We start from the raw sequence: 24017 nt of genomic DNA, 5'->3' as shown, positions 1-24017 counted from the left end.
GTCCGTTAGGACGAAGGAGCAACGGCTTGCGCCTCGCCCGAGGAAAGCAACGAAAAAAGACGCTTGATCTCCCGATGGCACTTTGTCTAAAGCCTGAAGCGCGTTTTCACGCGATGATAAGAGGCGGGCAAGTAACGAAAAAAAAAAAGCTGTTATTGCCTAAGACTATGCTTAGACAGTCGATATTTGACGGGATGGACCATGACACACGAAACGCCGATAATCCCGTTTTTCATACGGAATCATCGGCGTTTTTTCAGGAAGATTCTTTTCGTTTGCGAGAGGTAAATACTCTTCTCACATCACGCGTTTAAACAACTTCTCCAGTTCATATGTCGTCCATTCGATGATGACCGGTCGGCCGTGTGGACACGTGAACGGCATCTCGGTTTGTGACAGGTCGACGATCAACCGTCGCATCATCTCTTCATTTAAAGGATGATTGGCTTTGATTGATTTTTTGCAGGCCATCATGATCGCCGCATCTTCCCGGTACTGTTCGATGTCGACTTTTTGTTTTACCAACGCTTCATCCATCAGTTCTTGAATCGTCTCTTCCTGCCGGTGCGAGGGAAACCAGGTCGGCACTTCACGGACGATGAAGCTTTGTGGTCCAAACGCCTCCAGCTCAATTCCGACTTCCAGCAGTAACGGTAATGCTTCATCCATCCGCTTCATGTCGTCAGATGAAATTTCGAACGTGTACGGCAATAACAGTTGCTGTTGTTGCTCGAGCGGACGACCAAACATCACTTTGTACGTTTCATACTTGATGCGCTCCTGGGCAGCATGTTGATCAATCAAATACATCCCGTCCTCGCCGGAACAGACGATATAGGACGAGTGCAGTTGACCGATGACATCGAGATGGGGAAACTTCGGTCGAGTGTCCTCCGGTTGTCGAACGTTCTCTCCTTCTTCTTCCCGTTGCTCCCCTCCGAAGCTAACTGCTTGTTCAGATTGTTGCCCTTCTGTCTCATGAACCGCTTCGCGTTTTGGAATCGGGTAATTCCAGACTGCACGCGACGACGTATCTTCAACCGAATCGACGCTATACGAGAAGTCGAGTCGTTCCTGAGCACTCGGGTCTTTTTTAGGTTTTGGTTTCGTCACTTGCGGAATCAACGTCTCGCGACTGAGTGTCATTCGAATCGTCTCTTGAATCAATTGACATAGCTCCGCTTCCTTCGACAAACGGACCTCCCGTTTTGCCGGGTGGACGTTGACATCAATCAATAGCGGGTCCATCGTCACCTCGATGACGGCAATCGGAAAACGACCGATCGGCAGTAACGTATGATAGCCATTCAGGACAGCTTGCGACAAAGCAAAGTTTTTGACCGACCGCCCGTTTAAAATCAAGGTGATATAGTTTTTCGACGCCCGTGTGACTTCGGGTTTAACGAGATGACACGTCAATTGATAGTCCGCATTCGATGCTGTCGCAACAAGTGTCCCTTGAATCGTCTGATGCCCATAGACGCTCGCTAAAGCTTGCCGGACGTCTCCGGAGCCATTCGTCTGGATCAACACTTTCCCTTCATGGACGGCACGGAACTTGACCTCCGGGTGCGCGAACGCCATCCGGTTCAAAACATCCGTGATTGCCGCAAGCTCCGTATGTGTCGTCTTCAAATACTTCAGGCGGGCTGGTGTATTAAAGAATAAGTGTTCAACGGTCAGTTCTGTTCCCCGGTTCATCGCGCTAGCCGAACGATCGAGTAATTTTCCGTATTCGAGAATCAATTGGACCCCTTCTTGATCGGCCCGTTTCGTCTTCAGCGTGACTTTACTGACGGACGCAATCGAGGCCAATGCCTCGCCCCGAAAACCAAGCGTCTTGATCCGGAACAAATCGTGTTCATCCTTAATCTTACTCGTCGCGTGACGAACGAAAGCGAGTTCCGCATCGTCCGGATAAAATCCGTGTCCGTTATCGCGAATCGTCATCCGTTTCATCCCTGCTTCTTCAAGTTCGACATCGACTTGTGTCGCTCCGGCATCGAGTGCATTTTCGACGAGCTCCTTGACGACGGAAGCCGGTCGCTCGACGACTTCTCCCGCCGCGATTCGGTTTGCTAACGAATCCGATAGTTCACGAATGATGCCCATCCCTTATCTCCTCACTTTCTGGCTTCTGCTTGCAACCGATACAACGTATTGAGTGCATCGAGCGGTGTCATGTTAATCAAATCAAGCGTCGCAATCGTTTCCTTGACAGGATCCGGTTCTGCGAACAGGCTCAGCTGATCGATTGGTGCCTCGAGTACTGGCGGCGTGACGTCGGCCGGTGGTTTGACGCCTTGATCAGCTTGCTCGAACTCAGACAATAGCACTTCTGCCCGCGAAATCAAGGTTTCCGGTAAATCTGCGAGACGGGCGACATGAATCCCGTAGGATTGATCGGCTTTCCCGTCCCGGACTTCATGTAAGAACACGACCCGCCCGTTTTGTTCGACGGCGCGGACGTGGACGTTCGCAAGCTTCGCAATCGTTTCCTCAAGCACCGTCAACTCATGGTAGTGGGTCGAGAAGAGGGTTTTTGCGCCGACCGAATCGGCAATGTGCTCGACAATCGCTTGGGCGAGAGCCATTCCGTCATACGTTGACGTGCCCCGACCAATTTCATCCAGCAAGATAAGTGACCGATCCGTCGCTCGTTCCAATGCCTCTTGTGTCTCGACCATCTCGACCATGAACGTCGATTGTCCACTGACTAAATCATCCGCTGCCCCAATCCGGGTGAAGATTTGATCGAAGACTGGAAGTTCTGCCCGTGACGCTGGGACGAACGAACCGATCTGGTGGAGTAAGGCAATCAAGGCGAACTGGCGCATATAGGTCGATTTACCGGACATGTTCGGTCCCGTAATCAATAACATTTCACGCGCTTCGTCTAATGCGATTCCGTTTGCGACATATTCCCCGCGTGGTAAGACCGTCTCGATGACCGGATGACGGCCGTCTTCAATCGCTACGCTTCGACCGTTCGTCGTCACCGGACGAACGTAATCATGTGTTTCGGCGATTTCCGCGAGCGCGACGAGGACGTCGAGTTCCGCAATCCGGCGGCTGACCCGTTGCAAGCTCTCAATGTGTGTTTTGACTTGGTCACGGACACCACAGAAGAGTTCATATTCCATCGTGATACTTTTTTCTTCCGCTCCGAGAATCAAGGCTTCTTTTTCTTTCAATTCCGGCGTGATGTAACGCTCAGCATTCGCAAGCGTCTGTTTTCGTTCATACCGTCCTTCTGGGAGCAACTTGGCGTTGGCACGTGATACTTCGATGTAATACCCAAACACACGGTTGTAGCCGATTTTTAACGTTTTAATGCCCGTCGCCTGCCGTTCACTCGCTTCGAGTGTCGCAAGCCACGTCTTCCCGTCTTTTGAAGCCGTCAGCAATTCATCGAGCTCAGCGTTAAAGCCGGTCCGGATCATCCCACCGTCCTTTGTTGAAATCGGTGGGGCTTCGACGAATGCCGCATCAAGCAACGCCGTTAGCTCGTCATGCGGATCAAGTCCAATCGCTAATTGCCCGAGACGCTGGCTGAGCAGTTCTTCGAGCGCTGCCTGTATCCGTGGAATCAATCGTAACGTCGTTTTCAGTTGGACGAGATCACGGGCAGAAGCCGTTCCGTAGCCGACTTTTGCGACGAGTCGCTCGAGATCATAGACTTCTCTTAACGTATCTTTCAACTGGTGCCGCTCAAAGTAGTGTCCAAGCAGTTCTTCGACCGCGTCGAGCCGCTCCGTAATCGTCTGTTCCGACAAGAGCGGTTTTTCAAGCCAACGCTTAAGCATCCGGCCGCCCATCGCTGTTCCCGTGATGTCGAGTAATCCAAGCAACGAACCCTTTTTGTCGCCTGTTCGTGCAGAGCGGACGAGTTCAAGGTTTTTGACCGTATTCGGCTCGAGCTGCATAAAGTCCGTCGCTTCGTAGACGAGCGCCGGTTGCAAGTGCGACAAGGCACGTTTTTGCGTATCATGCATGTAGGCATAGAGGACAGCGAACGCATCCGCTTGTGCCGCGTCGATCGCCCGGTCACCGTGTGGATGACTTTCACGGCGCGTGCTTTCCGTCAACGGGATCCGTAACGACTGTAATGCTGCTGTGTGCTCCGGATTCGTCACGACGATTTCCCGGGGCAAGATGATACTCAGTTCCTTGATGACGGCGTCGAGCGAAGTAACACTCGTCAAAGCACTCTCGCCTGTCGAGACGTCCCCGCGGGCAATCCCGAACCGTCCTTCCTGTTCAGCGATTGCGACGAGGTAACGGTTTTCCTTTTCCGTTAAGGACGACATTAACGTACCCGGTGTGATGACTTGAATAACTTCTCGTTTGACGAGTCCTTTCGTCAACTTCGGATCTTCGACTTGATCACACAGAGCGACTTTATATCCCCGTTCAATCAATTGTTCGATGTACCCGTTCGCCGCATGATGCGGCACGCCGCACATCGGAATCGGATGTTCAGCATTCTTCCCGTTCTTCGCCGTCAACGTCAGCTCCAGTTCATGGGCCACTTGTTTGGCATCATCAAAAAACAATTCATAAAAATCACCGAGTCGATAAAATAAAAAGGCATCCGGATAATCCGCCTTAATTGAAAAATATTGTTTCATCATTGGTGTGTTGTGTACTGCTTCCATCTTTCCACCTCATTCGTAGAAAAAGCCGACGGATTTCCGTCGGCTTCCCCATTCGTTTCATTGATTAATAGCCGCAACCGCCGCTTTTGTTTTCAGCTTCCATCCCACTGCCCGTTTTTCCAGCTAAGACATCGCCATCCGTTGCTTCGATGATTTGATCCGTAATCCCGTTCGAGATTGTCACCGTGATGTACTGAAGTAAGCCGTTGACTTCTTCTTGCGACTCTTGGAACTGTTGGACGACCGGCATCTCATCGAGCTCAGCAAATAATTTATCCAGTTTTGCTTCAACACGCGCGAGTGCCTCTGTTTTTCCGTAGTGCTGGCAGTTGACTGCCTCTTTTTGGAGGAACTTGATTTGTTTCATCATCTTTTGGACTTTTTCGTTGCCATTGATGTTGGCCTCTGCCGCTTTAAACCGTTCGACTTCTGACGTTTCAGAAATCATTTTCGCGATTTCATTTGCTTTTTCGATGATTTGTTCATCTGTATACATACACATTCGTCCCCTCTATGTCGAGCGGTCAGACCGCTACTCGTCGTTTCTGCGAACGATGACTCGTTCTGTCGCATTCATTATACCGTTCTCACTAGAGGGTGACAAGAATAGTTCCTTATTCAATCGAACGCCACAATAAGTAAGCAGCGTGACTGCGGTACGGGGCAAATTGTTCGGCGAGAACAATCGCTTCATTGACAGTCGGACGAACGCCATTCAAGCGTTCGAATGCCCGCAAGATTCCGATATCGGACGCCGGAAATAAATCTCTGCGTCCGTATCCGAACATCAACACATTTTGGACCGTCCAGGGACCGACGCCTTTTAAGGCAATCAATTGTTCCGCGATGACCGCATCTTCCGCCTGACGGAGTTGTTCAAAGTCAAGATTTGCGGTCGCCGCCCGTAACAAATAATCGACTTTACGACCCGATAGCTGCAGCGCCCGAAGTTGTTCTTCCGAAGCACCCGCAAGTTCAGCTTGCGTCGGCGGAAAAACGACGCCGTCGATTGTCGTCCCGAATGTCCGAAAAACCCGGTCTGTCAAGACACGTGCGAACGACAGGTTGATTTGCTGATGGATAATGGAGCGAATCAATGCTGTAAACGGATCAACATCGAGCACAAGCCGTTCCGCACCAAACGTTTCAACAATCGGTGCCAGCGTCGTCCGCTTTAATTCAAGGGCCGGGTTCGATTCATCTAAACGAAACCGCCGGCGCATCGCGTCGACCATCGGTTGTTTTGGTCCATCCCCCGCCAACACGATCGTTCGACGATCGTCCGCCCGGATTTGACCAATCCACGGCACTTCGTCGATACGAATTGGAATCCGTAAGGCATCTGCCGATTGTTGCTGTAACGAATCATTCAACAGGCGGGTCCGGACGCCCTCAAAATCATAATCAGTCGTCAATGTTACTTCTTGTTGCCACATCAGAAGTCTCCTTTTACGCAAAAAATAGTTTGACTCCACCTAAAATTAAACCGATGAAAAATCCACAAATCGCTCCGTTGACCCGAATCCATTGTAAGTCGTTTCCGACTTTATCCTCAATCATATGAATCAACGTTTCCGTATCGAACCGGTTCAAGTTCTCACGGACGAGTCCGCCAATCCGCGCATGGTTTTGGTCGACGAACCGGACGAGTTGGTCTTTCATCCAGCGGTCGCTCTCCTCTTTGAACGTCGGATGGTGTTCCCACTCATCAAGCGCCTGGTTCATTAAAGGCAGTGCCCGTTGTTCCCAAAATGCATCTGATATAAAGTACGTCTCTAGCTCTGCGATGCCTGACGTGTAGGCACGATCGAGGATCGGCTCTAAATCAATCCGTTCGATTTCTTGCATCTTCCACGCATCGATTTTCCCTAATCGGACATCATCTTGTGCGAGCTGTGCCAAATTCCGACGGATGTGATCGATGATCGCCAACCGATTTGGATGATGGACGTGTTTCATGTCTTGAATCACACTCAAGAGGACACTTTGGATGACAAGGCTGAGGCGTTCCTCCGAATAGACTTTTTGGACCGTCTTCGCTGTCACCCGTAAGAAAGTATTTTTTTCTTGATCAATCATTGCCTGATAGGCAAGTCGTCCGATTTGATCGCGGATGACGGGGTCCTGCAAGAGTTTTTGTCCGTAACCGAGCAGTTGATCAATCGCCAACTCATCGAGTCGGCGCTCATCGTTTAAATCGATTAAGCGATCGGCTAATTTCTTCGCCGGGTAAGCACGAATCGTTTCAACGATTCGCTCATCGACCGCCTTGATGATTGATGCCCGTGGAAGCTTTCGTAAAATCCCGATCAATAGTTCCGTCACGGTCGATCGAAACGCTGGGACTAACACAAGTGAACGTAATAATTTGATGAAGCGATCTGCAAGCGTCATGTGGCGCAGCTTTTCGACGATGCTTTCTTTGTTCAATAAATCTTTTTCGAGCATCTGGACAATCGATTCGATGACCCGTTCCCGATTTTTCGGCAGCAAGTTCGTATGTGGAATCTTTAAACCGAGCGGATGACGGAACAGGGCTGTAATCGCGAACCAATCGGCGATTCCACCGACGAGACCGGCCTCAAAACCACTTTGAAGCCAAAAAATCCAAGCATTTTCTTTAAACGGTAGCGACGCGACAAAACCGACTGCCATAAAAATCAACGAGACGGTCGCGAGGCGTCGTGTCGAAGATTTTGGTGTGTTCACCTCGTGTTGCAAAACACTTCCTCCTTTTCGTAGAAAGGGATTGATTGAGCGTATAGTTGATTATACGTTACCCCATTTTGATAAGTTTCGACAAGAAAGAGCCCCAGCCTCACCTGACTGGGACTCATTATGTAATTAAAACGTGTAATCTCCGAATTTTTTGCCGTCCCACGTCGCCGTTGCGGTTGATACGAAATAGACTAATCCGTTTCCGAATGTGTTCTCCATTAAAGAAACAAGCTGTTGTCCGTTCGTTTGTTCGACAAATGCTAACCGAACCTCTTCCTTGCCTTGATAAATTCGTTCATAGACACTCAGTCCTCGGGCATTGATGAACGTTCGTGCCGTTGCAAAAACAATCGGCCCGACTTCCGGACGACGCTCCTGGATGAAGAGTTGACATTTTTCCTCAAAGGGATTCACGCGATTCACTCCTTCTCTCTTTTTATGGTCATGACTACTTACTTCCCGTCTCTCCCCCATCATAATCCTGTTCTGACAAAAAAGCGACCATTCGGCCGCTTCTTTCATCATTTCACAAAGTCATTCAAATCTTGACACCTAACTGTCTGGCGACATGAATCGCTGACGTCGACGCACCGATTGTCCCTGCCCCCGGAAAGGCGGTATCGCCAATGACGTAGAGATTCGGGACACCGGTCCGAAATGATGCCGCGCGGAACAAACTCGTTGAACGCAATTGCGGATAACCGCCGACGCCACCGTCCGGTCGTGACGTGTAACGCACCCAGGCGCCCGGTCCACCAGGATGACGTTCGATTGCCTGCTCGCGAAAGCCGGGAAACTCCTGTTCGACAATCGTTTCAAATACATCCTGCATTCTTTCGATCTGATGCCCGTAATGTACGTTGTCCGTAGCATCAAAGTAACCAATCGGGACGTGACAGGACATCGTCAATGTCCGTACGCCCTCCGGAGCCCGTTTTACATCACTCGAACGTGATAATGACAAAAAGGCATGACCCGATGGTAACCGTTCATCGTGAATTTGTCGAAAGGCACTATCGGATGTAACCAATTTTTCCGGAAAGGCAGCATAATACGTGAATGTGGCCCATTGCGCCAGTTTCCTTTGTCTTGCGTACGTCCGTTTAAGCGTCCGTAAAAGAGGTGGACTGACGAGACGCTGCATCGCTTCGAGTGGGAGCGCACCGATGACGACATCCGCTAGCAATAGACGACCGCGACGATCTTCTAGTAAAAAACCATCTGCCGTTTGCATGACCGACGTGATTTTACGACCAAGTAACATCGTCGCGCCGTCATGTTCTGCCGATTCTTTCAGGATTTCTGCGACTCGATAAAGACCGCCCGGCACATAGTACGCACCGTCGTGATAAATCGATAAGGCAACGGCACCGAGTAACGCGGACGCTTCCTGACCGGTCTGCATACTGTCTAATAAAATCCCGTCCACCAGCCGAGCGAAAACCGATCCTTCCAACCCATGGCGCCGTAACACTTGTCCGACGGTCTGTGTGACGTACGGAAGTAAAGGCAGGCTCGATTGCGCTTCTTTTATTATCAACTGTGCATCGTACAAAGTTCGTACAGGTAGTGCCGGAAGTGACTCCATCAACGGAGCGACATGACGTTGAATCTTATCGATTTCTTCAAAAAATGCGCCGATTTGCTGCGCCTGTTGTGGGAATACATCCTGTAGTTCCCCGATGAATCGAGCACGGTCACGGTAATAGGCAACATCGTGCCCGTCGATTTTAATCGTCATCACAAGATCAAGTAACTCCGTTTCGACATCTAACCCCAAGTGTTGCAAAACCCGGTCATGAATGCCGCCTCGTTGAAAGCCCATCCCGAGTGTCGCGCCGACCGGGTACGTCAAGTCTTTCCGGGTGAATTTGCCTGCGGAGCCCCCCCATTCGCGACTTCCTTCAAGCAATGTCACGTCATGCCCTTCTCGAGCGAGGAGTGCCGCCGCTGTCACGCCGGCAATCCCTCCGCCAATAATCGCGACGCTTTTCATTGATCGTCCTCCTCTTCCAAGACTAGATTTTCTTTAAATAAGAAATCGCGTACTTCGCGGAAGACCGGTTCGCGCCGGTGAATCGTGAAGTGATCATACTTATATGACTTCGTCTGGATGTTGTCCGTATAATCTTCGAGCGTGAACGAACTGTCTAACGGAATCAAATTGAAGTCGCCTCCTTTGGCACCGAAGGAGTAAACAAGGACATCACGCGGCCATGTCTCGAGCCGCGCTTTCAACCGCTCGATCGCCTTTGAGTTCTCTGCTAAATCCTGAATCGCCGGACTGTTCGTATTCGTCCCGAACGGAGCAAGCGTCAAGCCGAGCGTTGCATAATTTGATCCACCAATCGGTGCATCAAGCGTGACGACTTTTCGAATCGTATACGGAAGATTTTCATTCAACGTATATTCGACGACGTCGACTCCGCCCATACTGTGACCAACAAGTTGGATGTCGGTAAACGTCGCCTTTTGTTGCTTGTCATACTGAGCGATCGCGGCTTCAAGCCACGTCTGTTGCTGCGCAAGGCTTGCTTCATCGTCTTCGAAGATGATACGAACGAGTGGGAAGCCGGTCGACGAGTCCTTGACTTTACAAGTTACCTTCCCGGTCCGATCAACATCACATCGCCCTCCTTCATCCGCCAACTTTTTTTCCGTAAAGTTTTCAATCATCGGTAAGAAGGTGCGTTCCGTCCCGAACAAGCCATGCACCATGAACGTCGGGACAATCTCCCCCTTCGATTCCGTCACGATTTGCGTTGTCGGCGGCGGGGCACTGGCCGTCTCGTCAGCAAATATTAACCAAGCACCACCTCCGAGTAACAGACAAACGAGTAGCGAGATACTGATTGTCTGAAGTTGCTTGCGGCGTAATTTCCGCACGTGGTGGATGATCCAAAACGTCAAGAGACCGAGTCCGATTAATAAGACGACCCCCGTGATAATCCAGCCCGTCGGATTCGGAACGTATGCCACGAGTTGCAATTGATTGTCTTTCGTCCCGTATAATTTCCACGAGACGTCATTGTAGTTCGCCCAGTCGATTTTCTCCGCATTTTGCAAAGCGACGACTTCCGGGACGTGCAGTTTAATCTCGATGTCCGCTTGGCGGATGTAACGATCGGCTAACTTTTTAACTTGACCTGTAGGATGATAGCCCTTGATATTTAAGCGATCGATACTTAAGTCGATGTTCGTATTTAAACGGTACGTATTAAACCAAAAGCCTTCATGCTTGTCCACATCATACGTCGTATCGGGCGGAATCAAGATTCCCCCGACACCTGTCTTCCATTCATCTTTAATCGAGGCCAAATCTTCAAGGTTCGCGAAGGTTTTTTCCATACGAAGTCCTTCATAGTCGTCCTTCGTTTTGAAGGTCGACGCTGCATAGCCGTTTTTTTCAGCCTGCTTCGCATACATCTCCCAGTCCGGATTAAAGTTCAATAATCGTGCGACCGGATGTTCTTTTGCTGCATACGTCGTCTTCAAGGTGACACTTTGATCCAGATGGACAGTCGCATCATACTGAATGCGAATGCAGCCACCGAGCAAAAACGTCAGCATCAACAGCGACGCCAGCAACAGCTTTTTTTGAATCGTCATAAAGCACGTGCACTTCCTTTCTGAAGTTCTCTTTTCCCTATCATACAATCGAAAAAACAGCCGAATCAATCATCGGCTGTTTTTCTATCCTGTTAAATCAAGTTTAATTCTTGTCCGACTTGTTTGAAGGCTTCGATTGCTTGTTCTAAATCGCCACGCGTATGCTCTGCCGTAACGATTGTCCGGACACGTGCTTTCCCTTTGGCAACGGTTGGGAAGGCAATTCCTTGTGCGAAGACGCCGTGAGCACGCAGTTGATCGGACAACTTATGACAAAGCGCTTCGTCCCCGACGATGACCGGTGTGATCGGCGTCGTCGATGTCCCGATGTTAAAGCCAAGATCACGTAGTCCTTGTTTGAAGAACTCTGTATTTTCCCAAAGACGATCGAACAGTTCCGTCTCTTCTTCCATTACCCGCAGTGCTTCCCGGTTTGCTTCGACGACTGCCGGCGGATGTGATGTCGAGAAGAGGAACGGGCGCCCTTTATGGATTAAGTAATCTTTAACATGCTGTTCACACGCGACATACCCGCCAAGGACACCAATTGCTTTCGACAAGGTACCGACTTGGAGGGCGACACGACCGTCAAGCTCGAAGTGGTTGACCGTCCCGCGACCACTTTTTCCTAAAACGCCTGAGGCATGCGCGTCATCGACCATGACAAGCGCATCGTACTTTTCTGCGAGTTCGACGATTTCCGGAAGTGGTGCGATGTTACCGTCCATCGAGAAGACGCCGTCCGTGACGACGAGTCGTATCCGCGCGTCTTGCGTCTCTTGGAGCGCTGCTTCAAGATCAGCTAAGTCGACGTGTTTGTAAATGCGGCGTTTCGCTTTCGTCAAGCGAATCCCATCGATGATCGAAGCATGATTAAGGGCATCGGAAATGACGACATCCTCTGGTCCGAGCAGTGCCGACAAGACACCGAGGTTCGTTGCGAATCCCGACTGGAATACAAGTGCTGCTTCCGTATGTTTGAATGTTGCAAGTTCCCGCTCGAACGCTTCATGCATTTCGAGTGTTCCCGCGATCGTCCGGACCGATCCTGTCCCGGCACCGAATTCAAGCGCTGCATCCGCTGCCCGTTTTGCGAGACGCGGGTGCGCTGCGAGTCCGAGATAATTGTTTGAAGATAGTTGAATCAGTTCTTTTCCATCAATCGTCACACGATTGTGTTGTGCACTTTCGAGTGGTACGAGCTTGCGGTACGTCCCCGCCGCTTTCATTTCCTCTAATTCTGTTCGTAAGTGTTCGAAACCCATTAATTCGTCCCCCTTGGTTGTAGTACAACTTTTCCACATTTCCCTTGGCGCATCAATTCGAAGCCTTCTTCGAATCGTTCGAGCGGTAATGTATGTGTGATTAACGGTTTGACATCGACCTTGCCGCTCGAAAGAAAGGCTGATACTTGGCTCCATGTCTCGTACATCTTCCGCCCCGTGATTCCTTGGACGCGGACCCCTTTAAAGACGACATGGTTCGTCAAGTCGATTTCAACCGGTTTGACGGGCAGACTTAAGATGTTGACATCTCCGCCTGCCGTCACCATTTCAAAGGCTTGACTGATCGCGACCGGATGACCACTCATCTCGCAGACGACATCGATTCCGTCGCCGTCCGTCATCATCATGATCCGTTCGATGACATCATCATGGCGTGAATCAAGAACGACATCTGCGCCCATCGTCTTCGCAAGCTCTAACCGATACGGATTGACATCAATCGCGACGACTTCCGCTGCCCCTGCCGCTTTCGCGACCGAAACGGCCATCAAACCGATTGGACCACAGCCGACGATGGCGACCGTCTTGGCACTGACGTCGCTTGCAAGTACCGTGTGGACGGCATTTCCCATCGGTTCTTGAATCGACGCGATGCTTGCCGGCATTTCTTCCGGATTGACCCAGAGGTTTTCTTCCGGCATGACGACGTACTCGGCAAAACAGCCTTGCGTATCGACACCGATGATTTTCGTATTTTTACAAATATGATACTGTCCCCGTAAACACTGTTTACATTGATGACAGACGATGTGTGTCTCAGCTGAAACATGATCCCCAAGCTTCAGACGTTTTGTCCCTTCGCCGAGTTCGACGACTTCTCCCGAAAACTCATGTCCGAACACGTATGGCGGATTGACACGAGACGCGGCCCAGGCATCCCATTCGTAAATGTGGACGTCTGTCCCGCAAATTGAAGTCGCTTCAACGCGAATCAATACTTCACCGCGTCCCGGGACAGGAACCTCGACTTCTTTCAAGACCGCTCCAAAACCACGCTCTTCTTTGACGAGTGCCCGCATCGTTTTCGTTTGCGTCGTCTGTTCTTCCATCGTCACTAATTTTGTCATATTTCCCCGACTCCTTCATGGGTCTTACCTGTTTCTCTAATCGGTAATGACCAAATGTTTAGCATCCCCAAAAACCAAACCATCATTCGACTCTATTTTACATGAATTCCGCAGCGAGTTGGTTAAATGTTTTTTGATTCATTTCAAGATCGGCAAACGTCAGTCCCGTCTCATCATACCCATCGATTTGTGACTGATAGTCGAGCCGCAAATCATCTTGATAAATCAGACCCATGACGAGTCCGTCGTGCTCATGGACGACGCGTTTCGCTGTATCGAGATTTGTTGCATCATACCCCTCAATCTCGTCCAGCTTCGTCAAATTTTGTTTGAACCAATCGTACGTGTTGACCTTGTTAAACGTCACACAGGGACTGAAGACATTAATGAAGGCGAACCCTTTATGTTCCGTCGCTTGTTCAATCAGCCGTGTCAATCCTTTCAAGTCGTTCGAGAAACTTTGGGCGACGAACGTCGCACCGGCAGTCAAAGCAAGCTCGACCGGTGAAATGCTCTTCTCAATCGAGCCTTTCGGTGTTGACTTCGTTTTGAATCCGGGAGCTGACGTCGGTGATGTTTGCCCCTTCGTCAAGCCGTAGATTTGATTGTCCATGACAATGTACGTCATGTCGACATTTCGTTTGAACGCATGAACCGTATGCCCCATTCCGATTGCAAAACCGTCCCCGTCCCCGCCGGACGCGATGACTGTCAATTCCCGGTTCGCCATCTTGACGCCTTGGGCAATCGGGAGCGAACGACCGTGGACACCATGAAACCCATAGGTGTTGATATAACCAGAAATGCGGCCGGAACAGCCGATTCCAGAAATCAAAGCCAGTTCTTCCGGCTCAAGACCGACGTTCGCGACGGCACGTTGAATCGCTGCTTGAATTGAGAAGTCACCACATCCCGGACACCAGTTCGGTTTGACATCATTTCGAAAATCTTTAAAGGTTGCCATTAAAAACGCCTCCTGCTACTACCTGTTCTACGACTTCTGCCGGATAGAACGGATCACCGTTGAATTTCAAGATATGTTCAATCTTGTCTGCGAACCCACAGTTCATCTGAATCAGTTTCGCGAGTTGACCGGTCGCATTGTATTCGACGACGACGACTTTTTTCGCCCGCTCAAGATGTGGCCGGACGAGTTCACTCGGGAACGGGTGCATTTGACGAATATGCAAGCGATCGACCTTCATCCCTGCATGCTCTAGACGTGGCATCACTTCTTCAATCGTCCCGCGCGTCGAATTGAAGCCGACGAACAGGATGTCTGGTGTCTGATGCTGTTCCGTCACAAGGACAGCGTCTGCTAGACGGAATTGATTGAGTTTGCGTAAACGTTTCGTCATTTGATCGACCCGGTTCTTCGTTGCTTCCGAGGGACGTCCTTCTTCGTTATGTTCGACGCCCGTCACGTGATGAATCCCGTGTTTCATTCCCGGGACGACACGCGGACTGATCCCGTCTTCCGTCACTTCATACCGTTTGAAGTAGTCTTTCCCGGCAAGTTCCGGTAAGTCGCCTTGCAGTAATTTTCCGCGTCGGATTTCGACACGTTCTAAGTCGAGCGGTTCGACCGATTGTTTTCCGAGCGATAACATCAAGTCGGTCAAAAGGATGACCGGACATTGGTACTCTTCCGCAATATTAAAGGCTTCCGCCGCATCATAAAACGCTTCTTCGACCGTCGACGGTGCAAGGACGACTTTCGGAATCTCGCCATGCGTACTGTAAATCATCGCCATCAAGTCCGATTGTTCTTGTTTCGTCGGGAGTCCCGTTGACGGTCCTCCCCGTTGTGTATCGATGATAACGAGTGGTGTTTCCGTCATCCCGGATAACCCGATGGCTTCCGCCATCAACGACAGTCCTGGTCCAGCTGACGCCGTCAAGGCACGGACACCGGCATAGTTCGCGCCGATCGCCATCGTGACAGCTGCCAGTTCATCCTCTGTCTGAACGACCGTTCCGCCGAACTGTGGTAATTTCTTGATTAAGTACTCCATGATTTCTGACGATGGTGTAATCGGGTAAGCGGCCATCAAGCGGGCTCCCCCTGTCACGGCACCGAGGGCAATCGCATCGTTGCCAATCATGAACATGCGTTGCTTCCCGTCGGCCGGTTCCAGGATGAACCGCTCGGCATCGAGTGCCATCTCTTCAAAAGCAGCTGCTCCTTCCCGAATCGCCGATAAGTTCTTTGCGACCATCTCCGGACCTTTGCGACCAAAAATTTGTTCGACGACGGCTTCAAACCGTTCTGGATCAATTCCGAGAATCGCACTTGAAGCACCGATCGCGACCATGTTTTTCATCAGTGCGGTTCCAAGACCCGCTGCAATTTCCGTAAACGCAATCGGATAGAGATCGGCACGCGAAGCATCCGGATTCGTCGGCTTGAACTTTGCGTCGGCAATGATGATTGCCCCCTGGCGTAACTCGTGGAAATTGACATCGATCGTCTCTTGATCAAATGCCACTAAAATATCGAGATCGTCCGCGACGGTCCGAACTTCATGTGTCGCCACACGAATCTTATTGTTTGTATGTCCACCTTTGATGCGTGAAGAAAAGTGACGATATCCATATAAATAATAACCAAGACGGTTGAGGGCAATCGCAAAAATCTCACCTGTCGATTCGATTCCCTCTCCCTGCTGTCCGCCTACTTTCCATGATAATTGATTGTACATCGACGTTCGCTCCTTCTCTGTCCCCTGAAATGATGGAAGCGTCTTACTTTACTATCCTCCCTCATGATACCGATTTACAGATACTTGTACAATCCTCCCCCGGAAATCCGTTCGTTTTTTTGATTTTCGTCACGACAAAAAGACCATCTACTCTAGCCGAGTAGATGATCACGTGTATTTAGGACCTATGTCCGAACGATCTTAGCGTGGTTCAACGATGAGTTTAATTGCAGTCCGTTCTTCGCCATCAATCATGATGTCGGTAAAGGCTGGGATACAGATTAAATCCATGCCAGCTGGCGCAACGAATCCTCGCGCAATCGCGACCGCCTTAATGGATTGATTGAGTGCACCCGCACCGATAGCCTGAATCTCGACAGAACCTTTCTCTCGAAGCACGCCCGCAATCGCTCCTGCGACGGCGTTCGGATTCGATTTAGCTGATACTTTCAGGGCGTCCATGCAATGTACCTCCCAATCAAAAATGACACTTAATCAAAGAATATCGATTGATCCGTCAAATGAATCCGTTCAATCTTCGTTGCTTTTTTCGTCGCATCATCGATATGAATCAAGACTCCATTTAATTGTTCCCGTCCTTCCGCAACTTCAAACCGAGTTGGAAGCTGTGTCTTAAATTTTCGTAAGACATCATCTTTACGCATCCCGAGGACACCGTCCAGTGGACCTGTCATGCCGACATCCGTGATGTAAGCTGTTCCACCGTCAAGCACACGTTCGTCGGCAGTTTGGACGTGCGTGTGGGTTCCGACGACCGCTTGAACACGTCCGTCAAGATGATAACCCATCGCGATTTTTTCACTCGTTGCTTCCGCATGGACGTCAACGAAAATCGCATCGACTTCCCCTTCGACTTCCGCAATCAACGCGTCAACAGTCCGGAAAGGATCTCCGAGTGCTGGCAAGAAGACCGTTCCTTGGACGTTGATGACGGCAATCTTTTTATTCCCGACCTTTAAGACCATCATGCCACGACCTGGTGTTCCTTCCGGATAGTTTGCTGGACGGACAATCCGGTCAGCGTCATCAATCCAGTCGAAAATGTCCCGATTGTCAAACGTATGATTTCCCATCGTGACGCCGTGGAAACCAAGTTCGAGTAATTGGTGATAAATTGATTTCGTGATGCCACGACCGTGTGCTGCATTTTCACCGTTGACGAGCATGACGGTTGGATTGTATTTCGACTTCAGACGTGCCGTAAATTGTTGTAAGATGTGTCGACCTGGTGCGCCAACGACGTCTCCGATAAATAAAATCTTCATGCTAATTCCTCCAATACATTAAAAAAGTGGCGGTCGCCCGCCACTTTGCTTATTTTGCGTATTCGACTGCTCGTGTTTCCCGAATGACCGTGACCTTGATATGACCCGGATAATCGAGTTCTTCTTCGATTTTCTTCCGGATATCACTCGCCATCTTGTGTGCTAAGACATCATCGACGACGTCAGGACGGACGATAATCCGAACTTCACGACCGGCTTGAATCGCAAATGATTTTTCAACACCATCGAATGATTCTGAAATTTCTTCCAAACGTTCGAGGCGTCGAATGTAACTTTCAAGCGTTTCTTGTCGTGCACCTGGACGTGCTGCTGACAGTGCGTCTGCTGCCGCGACAAGGACGGAGATGACCGAAGTCGCTTCCGTATCACCATGGTGAGAAGCAATCGCATTGATGACTGTCGGATGCTCTTTGTACTTCGTACCGAGCTCGACACCAATCTCAACATGACTTCCTTCCACTTCATGGTCAATCGCTTTTCCGATATCGTGCAGGAGACCTGCCCGTTTCGCAAGCGTGACATCTTCACCAAGTTCCGCTGCCATCATTCCCGCAAGATGCGCGACTTCAAGTGAGTGGAACAAGACGTTTTGTCCGTAACTCGTCCGGTATTTCAAGCGGCCGAGAATCTTGACGAGATCCGGGTGAATTCCATGAATCCCGACATCATATGTCGCTTCTTCTCCGATTTCGCGAATTCGCTCATCGACTTCGCGACGTGATTTGTCGACCATCTCTTCAATCCGTGCCGGATGAATTCGACCGTCTTGGACAAGCTTTTCAAGCGCCATCTTCGCCACTTCACGACGAATCGGATCAAATCCAGACAAGATAACAGCTTCCGGTGTATCATCGATGATTAAATCGATTCCCGTTAACGTTTCAAGTGTCCGAATGTTACGACCTTCACGACCGATGATTCGACCCTTCATCTCATCATTCGGTAGGTTGACGACAGATACCGTCGTCTCAGCGATATGTTCAGCGGCGAACCGTTGAATCGCGAGGGACAAGATGTTACGTGCTTTCTTGTCGGCTTCTTCTTTTGCTTTTTGTTCGATTTCTTTTTGTAGCATTGCCGCATCATGCAGCGCAGCTTGTTTTGTCTCATCCATGATGATAGCGCGCGCTTCGTCTTGCGAAAGATTCGCAACACGTACGAGCTCTTGGCGACCTTCTTCATACAGATCCTCAACTTTGCGTTCTAACGCTTCAGCTTGTTGCTTCCGCTTCGCGATCTCAGCGTCTCGTGTGTTGATTTGATCTTCCTTTCGGTCGATTGAGTCGACACGGCGATCGAGAGTCTCTTCTTTTTGGAGCAAGCGGGCTTCTTGTTTTGTTAGCTCTTGACGACGTTCACGAAGTTCTTTTTCTACTTCATTGCGAAGTTTAAAGGCTTCGTCTTTCGCTTCGAGTAATGCTTCTTTTTTCGTTGCTTCCGCTGACACTTGTGCCCGTTCGACGATTTTTGTCGCTTCGGTTTCCGCGCCTTGAATCTTTGCTTCAGCAATCGATTTCCGCAAGAAGTAGCCTACGATGAATGCGATGAGCAAAGTGAGGAGAAGTATGATAATCCAAGTTATTGTATCCATGGGTTCACCTCCCCTTTGCAAGGTGTTTCTTAGTTCATTTCGGTTTTTCATCGAAGCTGTCTAAAAAACGTACATCTATATTGTAAGGATAGCACTCGTTCATTGTCAACGAACGGGCGGGAAAGAATTCCTTTGTTTTCCTCTTTTCAACAAAAAACACCTTGAATCGAAGTAACTTCAACGAAAAATCTAAAAAAAGATAACGTTCACTCCAGCGAGTAAACGTTATCGATTGTTCGATTCACCTTCAAGAAGGAACCGCCTCTATATTATTCTGCGAATAGATCTTCTGTTTCTTCTTCTACTTCCGCATCAAGTGCACGTTCAACAAGACCGTGGTGCTCACGAATCAAGCGTTCGACTTCCTCAGCGACCTCCGGATGCTCGACCATGTATTGTTTCGCGTTTTCACGTCCTTGACCGAGACGTTCTGAATTATAAGAGTACCATGCACCACTTTTTTGAACGATATCGAGATCCGTCCCGATGTCGATTAACTCACCGACTTTAGAAATCCCGAGACCATACATGATATCAACTTCTGCTTGTTTGAATGGTGGTGCAATTTTATTTTTAACGACTTTGATTTTTGTTTTATTCCCGACGATATCCGTTCCATTCTTCAATGCTTCCGCACGACGAACTTCAAGTCGAACAGACGAGTAGAATTTCAAGGCACGTCCACCTGGAGTCGTTTCTGGGTTCCCGAACATGACACCGATTTTTTCACGGATTTGGTTGATGAAGATGACAATCGTCTTCGATTTGTTTGTTGCACCAGACAACTTACGTAATGCCTGACTCATCAAACGTGCTTGAAGACCTACGTGGGAATCACCCATTTCGCCTTCGATTTCAGCTTTTGGTACGAGCGCTGCAACCGAGTCGACGACGAGCACGTCTACTGCACCTGAACGGACGAGGGCTTCAGCGATTTCAAGTGCCTGTTCCCCTGTATCCGGTTGTGATAACAATAACTCATCAATGTCGACACCAAGTTTATTTGCGTAGGCTGGATCTAACGCATGCTCTGCGTCGATGAACGCTGCCTGACCGCCTTGTTTTTGTACTGCTGCAATCGCGTGGAGCGCAACAGTCGTTTTACCAGAAGATTCTGGACCGTATACTTCGATTACCCGTCCACGTGGATATCCACCTGCACCGAGAGCTATATCTAATGTGATTGATCCAGAAGAAATAACAGATACTTTCTGGTCTGCATTTTCACCTAGTTTCATGATTGAACCTTTACCAAATTGCTTCTCTATCTGGCGTAATGCCATTTCAAGTGCTGCTTTACGATCACTCACGTAGCAGGCCTCCTTCTATTTATCTTACTGAGATTATTGTACTTCTTTTGAGACCGAATGACAAGCTTTTTACGAACATTTATTCGCATACTTGGAATTATTCTTATTTCGGTTGAACGGCAATTTTCTTAAGGTATTTCAACAGAAGGAAGTACGCATCTTTTACAGAACGTAATCTAATCATACCACGGTCGAATGCTGGGTAGGTAAATTCAACGACCTCCGTTCCGTCCGGTGTTGCTAGGGCGCAATAGACCGTTCCGACTGCTTTTCCACTATTACTCGTCGGTCCCGCTTCCCCTGTCAACGCAATAGCAAGATTCGATTGATAGAGACGTCTCGCTCCTTCAGCCATCGCAATCGCGACGTCAGCGCTGACGGCCGTTTGTTCGCGCAGCAAGGTTTCGCTAACGCTTAACAGGTTACGCTTCGCTGCATCGTCATAGACGACGGCACCTCCACGAAAGCTGTTGCTTGCTCCCGCAATGTCAGTCAAACCGCTCGCAAAAGCTCCTCCTGTTAAAGATTCCGCTGCCGCAAACGTCACGCCTGCCTCTTCACAAGTCCGTAAGACTACTTCCGGTAAACTCGTTTCGCCATAGCCATAAAAGTACTCCTCGACTTCCGCAAGGACAAGTTGTTCGAGTTCGTCAAGCATCTCGATGGCAACTTGTTCCTGCGCCGCTTTCGCCGTCAAACGTAACCGTACTTCAGCAAGTTCCGCATACGGTGCGATCGATGGATTTTGTGAGGAACGAATCAAATCGGTCAATCGGTCGTTCAGTGCCGATTCCCCGATTCCGAAAAAGCGAAGTGTTCTCGATTTGATGGTTTCCTGTCCAAACAAATGATCAAAATGATCGGCGATGATTTGCTTCATTTCCCGCGGGACACCTGGTAATAAGATATATTGGTGGTCAGCCGTCTTCAGCGACATCCCTGGCGCGAGACCCGCACCGTTCGAAAGGACATCCGCCCCTTCAATGACCAGCGCCTGTTTTTTTTCATTATCCGTCATCATGCGACCACGTGTTTTCAAAAAACCTTCAATCCGGCTGTACGCGACTTCGTCAACTTGCAAACGACGTCCAAGCAGCTTAGCGAGCACTTCTTTCGTCAAATCATCTTCCGTCGGCCCAAGTCCCCCCGTGATGACGAGGAGGTCGGCACGTGCTTGCGCCTGTTTGAAGACGTCCGTCATCCGCGCCTCATTATCGCCGACGACACTATGATAATGGACATCGATGCCGCAACTCGCGAGCCATTCCGAGAGGTACTGTGCATTCGTATTGGCGATTTCTCCTAATAATAGTTCACTTCCGACTGCTATGATTTCTGCTTTCATCTTCATTCCCCGCTTTCAAAAGTATATAAAAAGACTGTCCGATTTAGCGAACAGCCTTGTTTGAGATAAGTTACATCGATTTCGTGATTAATTTAATGTTTTTTGAGAAATACTCAACGCCTGAGTAAATCGTTAAGATTAACGCCAGCCACATCGTAATTTCAGCAAACGGGATATTGAGTAATGCGAATCCGATATCGTGAAGCAAGAAAGCGATGATTGACGTCAGTTGAACCCATGTCTTCGCCTTGCCTGAGTTTCCGGCTGCTAAGACGATTCCTTCGTCTGATGCGACGAGACGAAGCCCTGTCACGGCAAACTCACGGCAGAGAATGATGACGACGACCCAAGCTGCAACGAAATCGAGCTCTACAAGGTAAACGAGTGCAGCTGCGACTAACATCTTATCAGCGAGTGGATCCATAAACTTTCCGAAATTTGTGACTAACTTATTTTTACGTGCCAAGTAACCATCCAACCAGTCCGTGATGGCAGCAACTGAAAAAATCATCGCCGCAACAAAGTGAGAAACCGGAAGTTCGGCACCGAGAACGTCCCATTGACCCCAGTTTGGGTCGATGGCGAGTACTGCGACAAAGACAGGAATTAACAAGACACGTAATACCGTCAATTGATTAGGCAAGTTCATTCTGGTATCCTCCTCCTTTTTATGTAAGATCAGTAGCTATGCCGTCTTACGGCGTAGCTACTTTCTTCAAGTAAATATTTTGAACGAGGAGCGAACGGTTAAGTTTGAGCTCCTGGTCATTGACGACGATTTTATCGATGCCTTTAATTGAACCGATGCGAATCCGAATCAAATCTGTTTTCGCATCTTTGACGACGACCGGGTTCGGATCGGACGCATTGATATGGTCTGGCGCGAGCGCCTCTCCTTCAAGCGATGTATCACGTACTCCGACAAACGGTGACGGCGATGCATCTTTTTTGATGCTGATCGAGACATCCATCGTTTTATCCGCCGGTACTTCATATGTGATATCTTGCCCAGAGGTCGTTTTCGCCACTAATGGCTTCTTGACTTCCTCTTTCGGTTCTTCTGTCACTTCTTCTTTTGGTTCTTCTTTCGGCTCTTCCGTTGCCGGAACATCCGTCTCCTGACTCGGAGCGTCTCCTTCATCAATCGTCACATCACTCTGTTTCGGTGCTGTCGTATTGGCTTTATCACTCGAATCGAGGAAATTTTGCAACGCATAGTAAAGTGCGACACCAATCGCAAAGATTAACAGGATGATAATGATGTTTGGAATCCACCGTTTGGCAACACTCTTTTTCGGAGCCGTCGACTTCGAATAGGTTGCGCGTCGTGACAACTCGACGACCGGTTGTGCTTCAGGTTCCGGCAAGTCTCGTTTATACGTCTCAAACACTTCGTCTACGTCTAGACCGAGTGCTTCGGCATACGTTTTGATGAAAGCACGTGCATAAAAAGCACCGGGCAATTGATCGTAGGCACCTTCTTCAATCGCGACGATATAGCGCTTTTGAATTTTAGTCGTGCTTTGAATTTGTTCTAGCGAAACGCCTAATGTCTCACGTTGTTCTTTTAAGTAGGTTCCGAGCTCGGTCATCGGTAACACACCTTCCATTTTCATTACTTATTTAAAAATTGAACCATTCATTTCCGCCAAGTGCACGTGGAGGTTCGGTCACGATGATTTCTTCGGTCGTGTTGCGTAATTCAATGATGTAATCGAAATCATCCCACGTGTATTCACTCGACTTAACGAACGCATCCGGATGTTCGACGATTTTCGTCGCTGGCAAACGCATGACTTCACGTAAAATTTGCCAATGGCGCTCATCGAAGTGCCGTTGGGACACAAGGGCATCGATGATGTAGACGTAGTCGCCCGTCCGTTCATCGTCAAATAACGAAGTTCTGACCGTTTGTTTGATTAAAGTCGACGATAAGAACAACCATTTCTTATTTGCACTGACACTTGCTGCGACGATCGATTCTGTTTTCCCGACCCGCGGCATGCCACGGACACCAATCAGCAGATGCCCATCCTGCTTACATAATTCAGCCATGAAATCGACGAGAATCCCTAAGTCTTCTCGAACAAAACGGAATGTTTTTAATTCATCACTACTATGGTCGATATAACGACCATGACGAATCGCAATCCGGTCACGCAACTTCGGCTTCCGGAGTTTGACGATCTCAATCGTCGGCATCGTCTTTAAGATGGCTGCGAGTCGCGGTATTTGATCAGGCTGTTTCGTTTGAAGTAACATGCCGCGGCGCTCACGATCAACACCATTGATCGTGACAATCGAGATATGCAGCATCCCCATAAGTGAGGCAATATCTCCTAGCACCCCCGGACGATCGACATTCAATTCGTACTCAAGATACCACTGTTCGAATTCACCCACTCGCTAGCCCTCCTCGTCTAT

Annotated in this window: 21 protein-coding genes; 1 reads left to right on the top strand and 20 read right to left on the bottom strand. The window is 49.3% G+C overall.

Features of this window, described 5'->3' with window-relative positions; genetic code table 11:
* Positions 1-314, top strand: a 314-nt coding sequence (locus KNP96_RS15080) for a hypothetical protein (RefSeq protein ID WP_214771660.1), incomplete at its 5' end; no start/stop codon positions are given.
* Here the strand turns inward: KNP96_RS15080 and mutL are convergent.
* The 20 genes from mutL to KNP96_RS14980 all read right to left on the bottom strand — a co-directional run bounded on the left by mutL (position 298) and on the right by KNP96_RS14980 (position 23996).
* On the bottom strand, positions 298-2112 hold the full coding sequence (gene mutL / locus KNP96_RS15075) for a DNA mismatch repair endonuclease MutL (RefSeq protein WP_214771657.1): 1815 nt from the start codon (positions 2110-2112) through the stop codon (positions 298-300). The two genes, KNP96_RS15080 and mutL, sit on opposite strands and share 17 nt — an antisense overlap.
* An 11-nt stretch (positions 2113-2123) precedes the next feature.
* Positions 2124-4658: a DNA mismatch repair protein MutS gene (gene mutS / locus KNP96_RS15070; RefSeq protein ID WP_214771655.1), complete on the bottom strand. Its 2535-nt coding sequence runs from the start codon at positions 4656-4658 to the stop codon at positions 2124-2126.
* 64 nt (positions 4659-4722) lie between these two features.
* Entirely contained in the window at positions 4723-5160 is a 438-nt protein-coding gene (locus tag KNP96_RS15065) for a YlbF/YmcA family competence regulator (protein ID WP_029333202.1), read from the bottom strand.
* 112 nt (positions 5161-5272) lie between these two features.
* Entirely contained in the window at positions 5273-6094 is an 822-nt protein-coding gene (locus KNP96_RS15060) for a DNA-3-methyladenine glycosylase family protein (protein WP_214765285.1), read from the bottom strand.
* Positions 6095-6107: 13 nt separating this feature from the next.
* Complete coding sequence (locus tag KNP96_RS15055) at positions 6108-7379, bottom strand: DUF445 domain-containing protein (RefSeq protein ID WP_214765287.1); 1272 nt, start codon at positions 7377-7379, stop codon at positions 6108-6110.
* A 123-nt stretch (positions 7380-7502) separates the two neighbouring features.
* A complete protein-coding gene (locus tag KNP96_RS15050) occupies positions 7503-7790 on the bottom strand; it encodes a hypothetical protein (RefSeq protein WP_214765289.1) in 288 nt (95 codons plus the stop codon).
* Positions 7791-7914: 124 nt separating this feature from the next.
* Complete coding sequence (locus tag KNP96_RS15045; RefSeq protein WP_214771653.1) at positions 7915-9372, bottom strand: phytoene desaturase family protein; 1458 nt, start codon at positions 9370-9372, stop codon at positions 7915-7917.
* Entirely contained in the window at positions 9369-10985 is a 1617-nt protein-coding gene (locus KNP96_RS15040; RefSeq protein WP_214771651.1) for an alpha/beta hydrolase, read from the bottom strand. The genes KNP96_RS15045 and KNP96_RS15040 overlap by 4 nt, the downstream gene beginning before the upstream one ends.
* A gap of 92 nt (positions 10986-11077) precedes the next feature.
* The gene (locus tag KNP96_RS15035) at positions 11078-12250 is read right to left on the bottom strand and encodes a glycine C-acetyltransferase (protein ID WP_214771649.1); all 1173 of its coding nucleotides are present in this window, start codon (positions 12248-12250) and stop codon (positions 11078-11080) included.
* On the bottom strand, positions 12250-13338 hold the full coding sequence (gene tdh / locus KNP96_RS15030) for an L-threonine 3-dehydrogenase (RefSeq protein WP_214771647.1): 1089 nt from the start codon (positions 13336-13338) through the stop codon (positions 12250-12252). Before tdh ends, KNP96_RS15035 begins: the two co-directional genes overlap by 1 nt.
* A gap of 97 nt (positions 13339-13435) precedes the next feature.
* The gene (locus KNP96_RS15025) at positions 13436-14302 is read right to left on the bottom strand and encodes a 2-oxoacid:ferredoxin oxidoreductase subunit beta (protein ID WP_214771645.1); all 867 of its coding nucleotides are present in this window, start codon (positions 14300-14302) and stop codon (positions 13436-13438) included.
* The gene (locus KNP96_RS15020; RefSeq protein WP_214771643.1) at positions 14289-16040 is read right to left on the bottom strand and encodes a 2-oxoacid:acceptor oxidoreductase subunit alpha; all 1752 of its coding nucleotides are present in this window, start codon (positions 16038-16040) and stop codon (positions 14289-14291) included. The genes KNP96_RS15025 and KNP96_RS15020 overlap by 14 nt, the downstream gene beginning before the upstream one ends.
* A 201-nt stretch (positions 16041-16241) precedes the next feature.
* Positions 16242-16502 carry a stage V sporulation protein S gene (locus KNP96_RS15015; protein ID WP_029333189.1) on the bottom strand — a complete coding sequence of 87 codons (261 nt, stop codon included), beginning with the start codon at positions 16500-16502 and terminating at the stop codon, positions 16242-16244.
* A 29-nt stretch (positions 16503-16531) separates the two neighbouring features.
* Positions 16532-17326 (bottom strand): TIGR00282 family metallophosphoesterase, encoded by a 795-nt coding sequence (locus tag KNP96_RS15010; protein WP_088836707.1) that lies wholly within the window; start codon positions 17324-17326, stop codon positions 16532-16534.
* 49 nt (positions 17327-17375) lie between these two features.
* Positions 17376-18938: a ribonuclease Y gene (gene rny / locus KNP96_RS15005; RefSeq protein WP_029333187.1), complete on the bottom strand. Its 1563-nt coding sequence runs from the start codon at positions 18936-18938 to the stop codon at positions 17376-17378.
* A 269-nt stretch (positions 18939-19207) separates the two neighbouring features.
* On the bottom strand, positions 19208-20248 hold the full coding sequence (gene recA / locus KNP96_RS15000; RefSeq protein ID WP_029333186.1) for a recombinase RecA: 1041 nt from the start codon (positions 20246-20248) through the stop codon (positions 19208-19210).
* Between the two features lie 103 nt (positions 20249-20351).
* The gene (locus KNP96_RS14995; RefSeq protein ID WP_088836706.1) at positions 20352-21593 is read right to left on the bottom strand and encodes a competence/damage-inducible protein A; all 1242 of its coding nucleotides are present in this window, start codon (positions 21591-21593) and stop codon (positions 20352-20354) included.
* 70 nt (positions 21594-21663) lie between these two features.
* On the bottom strand, positions 21664-22242 hold the full coding sequence (pgsA, locus tag KNP96_RS14990) for a CDP-diacylglycerol--glycerol-3-phosphate 3-phosphatidyltransferase (RefSeq protein ID WP_088836705.1): 579 nt from the start codon (positions 22240-22242) through the stop codon (positions 21664-21666).
* Positions 22243-22288: 46 nt separating this feature from the next.
* Positions 22289-23185: a helix-turn-helix domain-containing protein gene (locus tag KNP96_RS14985; protein WP_214771640.1), complete on the bottom strand. Its 897-nt coding sequence runs from the start codon at positions 23183-23185 to the stop codon at positions 22289-22291.
* Positions 23186-23216: 31 nt separating this feature from the next.
* Entirely contained in the window at positions 23217-23996 is a 780-nt protein-coding gene (locus KNP96_RS14980) for a DUF3388 domain-containing protein (RefSeq protein ID WP_088836704.1), read from the bottom strand.
* Positions 23997-24017: the final 21 nt, after the last annotated feature.

The sequence above is a fragment of the Exiguobacterium sp. s133 genome, from assembly GCF_018618595.1.
In the GTDB taxonomy this organism is placed as follows: domain Bacteria; phylum Bacillota; class Bacilli; order Exiguobacteriales; family Exiguobacteriaceae; genus Exiguobacterium_A; species Exiguobacterium_A oxidotolerans.
This window is presented reverse-complemented; position numbering and strand designations above follow the sequence as displayed.

What these genes read in the sequence shown, in the direction of transcription:
- mutL (WP_214771657.1), bottom strand. Translation starts at nt 2,112, where the DNA reads ATGGGCATCATTCGTGAACTATCGGATTCGTTAGCAAACCGAATCGCG.
- mutS (WP_214771655.1), bottom strand. Translation starts at nt 4,658, where the DNA reads ATGGAAGCAGTACACAACACACCAATGATGAAACAATATTTTTCAATT.
- KNP96_RS15065 (WP_029333202.1), bottom strand. Translation starts at nt 5,160, where the DNA reads ATGTGTATGTATACAGATGAACAAATCATCGAAAAAGCAAATGAAATC.
- KNP96_RS15060 (WP_214765285.1), bottom strand. Translation starts at nt 6,094, where the DNA reads ATGTGGCAACAAGAAGTAACATTGACGACTGATTATGATTTTGAGGGC.
- KNP96_RS15045 (WP_214771653.1), bottom strand. Translation starts at nt 9,372, where the DNA reads ATGAAAAGCGTCGCGATTATTGGCGGAGGGATTGCCGGCGTGACAGCG.
- KNP96_RS15040 (WP_214771651.1), bottom strand. Translation starts at nt 10,985, where the DNA reads ATGACGATTCAAAAAAAGCTGTTGCTGGCGTCGCTGTTGATGCTGACG.
- KNP96_RS15035 (WP_214771649.1), bottom strand. Translation starts at nt 12,250, where the DNA reads ATGGGTTTCGAACACTTACGAACAGAATTAGAGGAAATGAAAGCGGCG.
- tdh (WP_214771647.1), bottom strand. Translation starts at nt 13,338, where the DNA reads ATGACAAAATTAGTGACGATGGAAGAACAGACGACGCAAACGAAAACG.
- KNP96_RS15025 (WP_214771645.1), bottom strand. Translation starts at nt 14,302, where the DNA reads ATGGCAACCTTTAAAGATTTTCGAAATGATGTCAAACCGAACTGGTGT.
- KNP96_RS15020 (WP_214771643.1), bottom strand. Translation starts at nt 16,040, where the DNA reads ATGTACAATCAATTATCATGGAAAGTAGGCGGACAGCAGGGAGAGGGA.
- KNP96_RS15015 (WP_029333189.1), bottom strand. Translation starts at nt 16,502, where the DNA reads ATGGACGCCCTGAAAGTATCAGCTAAATCGAATCCGAACGCCGTCGCA.
- KNP96_RS15010 (WP_088836707.1), bottom strand. Translation starts at nt 17,326, where the DNA reads ATGAAGATTTTATTTATCGGAGACGTCGTTGGCGCACCAGGTCGACAC.
- rny (WP_029333187.1), bottom strand. Translation starts at nt 18,938, where the DNA reads ATGGATACAATAACTTGGATTATCATACTTCTCCTCACTTTGCTCATC.
- KNP96_RS14995 (WP_088836706.1), bottom strand. Translation starts at nt 21,593, where the DNA reads ATGAAAGCAGAAATCATAGCAGTCGGAAGTGAACTATTATTAGGAGAA.
- pgsA (WP_088836705.1), bottom strand. Translation starts at nt 22,242, where the DNA reads ATGAACTTGCCTAATCAATTGACGGTATTACGTGTCTTGTTAATTCCT.
- KNP96_RS14985 (WP_214771640.1), bottom strand. Translation starts at nt 23,185, where the DNA reads ATGACCGAGCTCGGAACCTACTTAAAAGAACAACGTGAGACATTAGGC.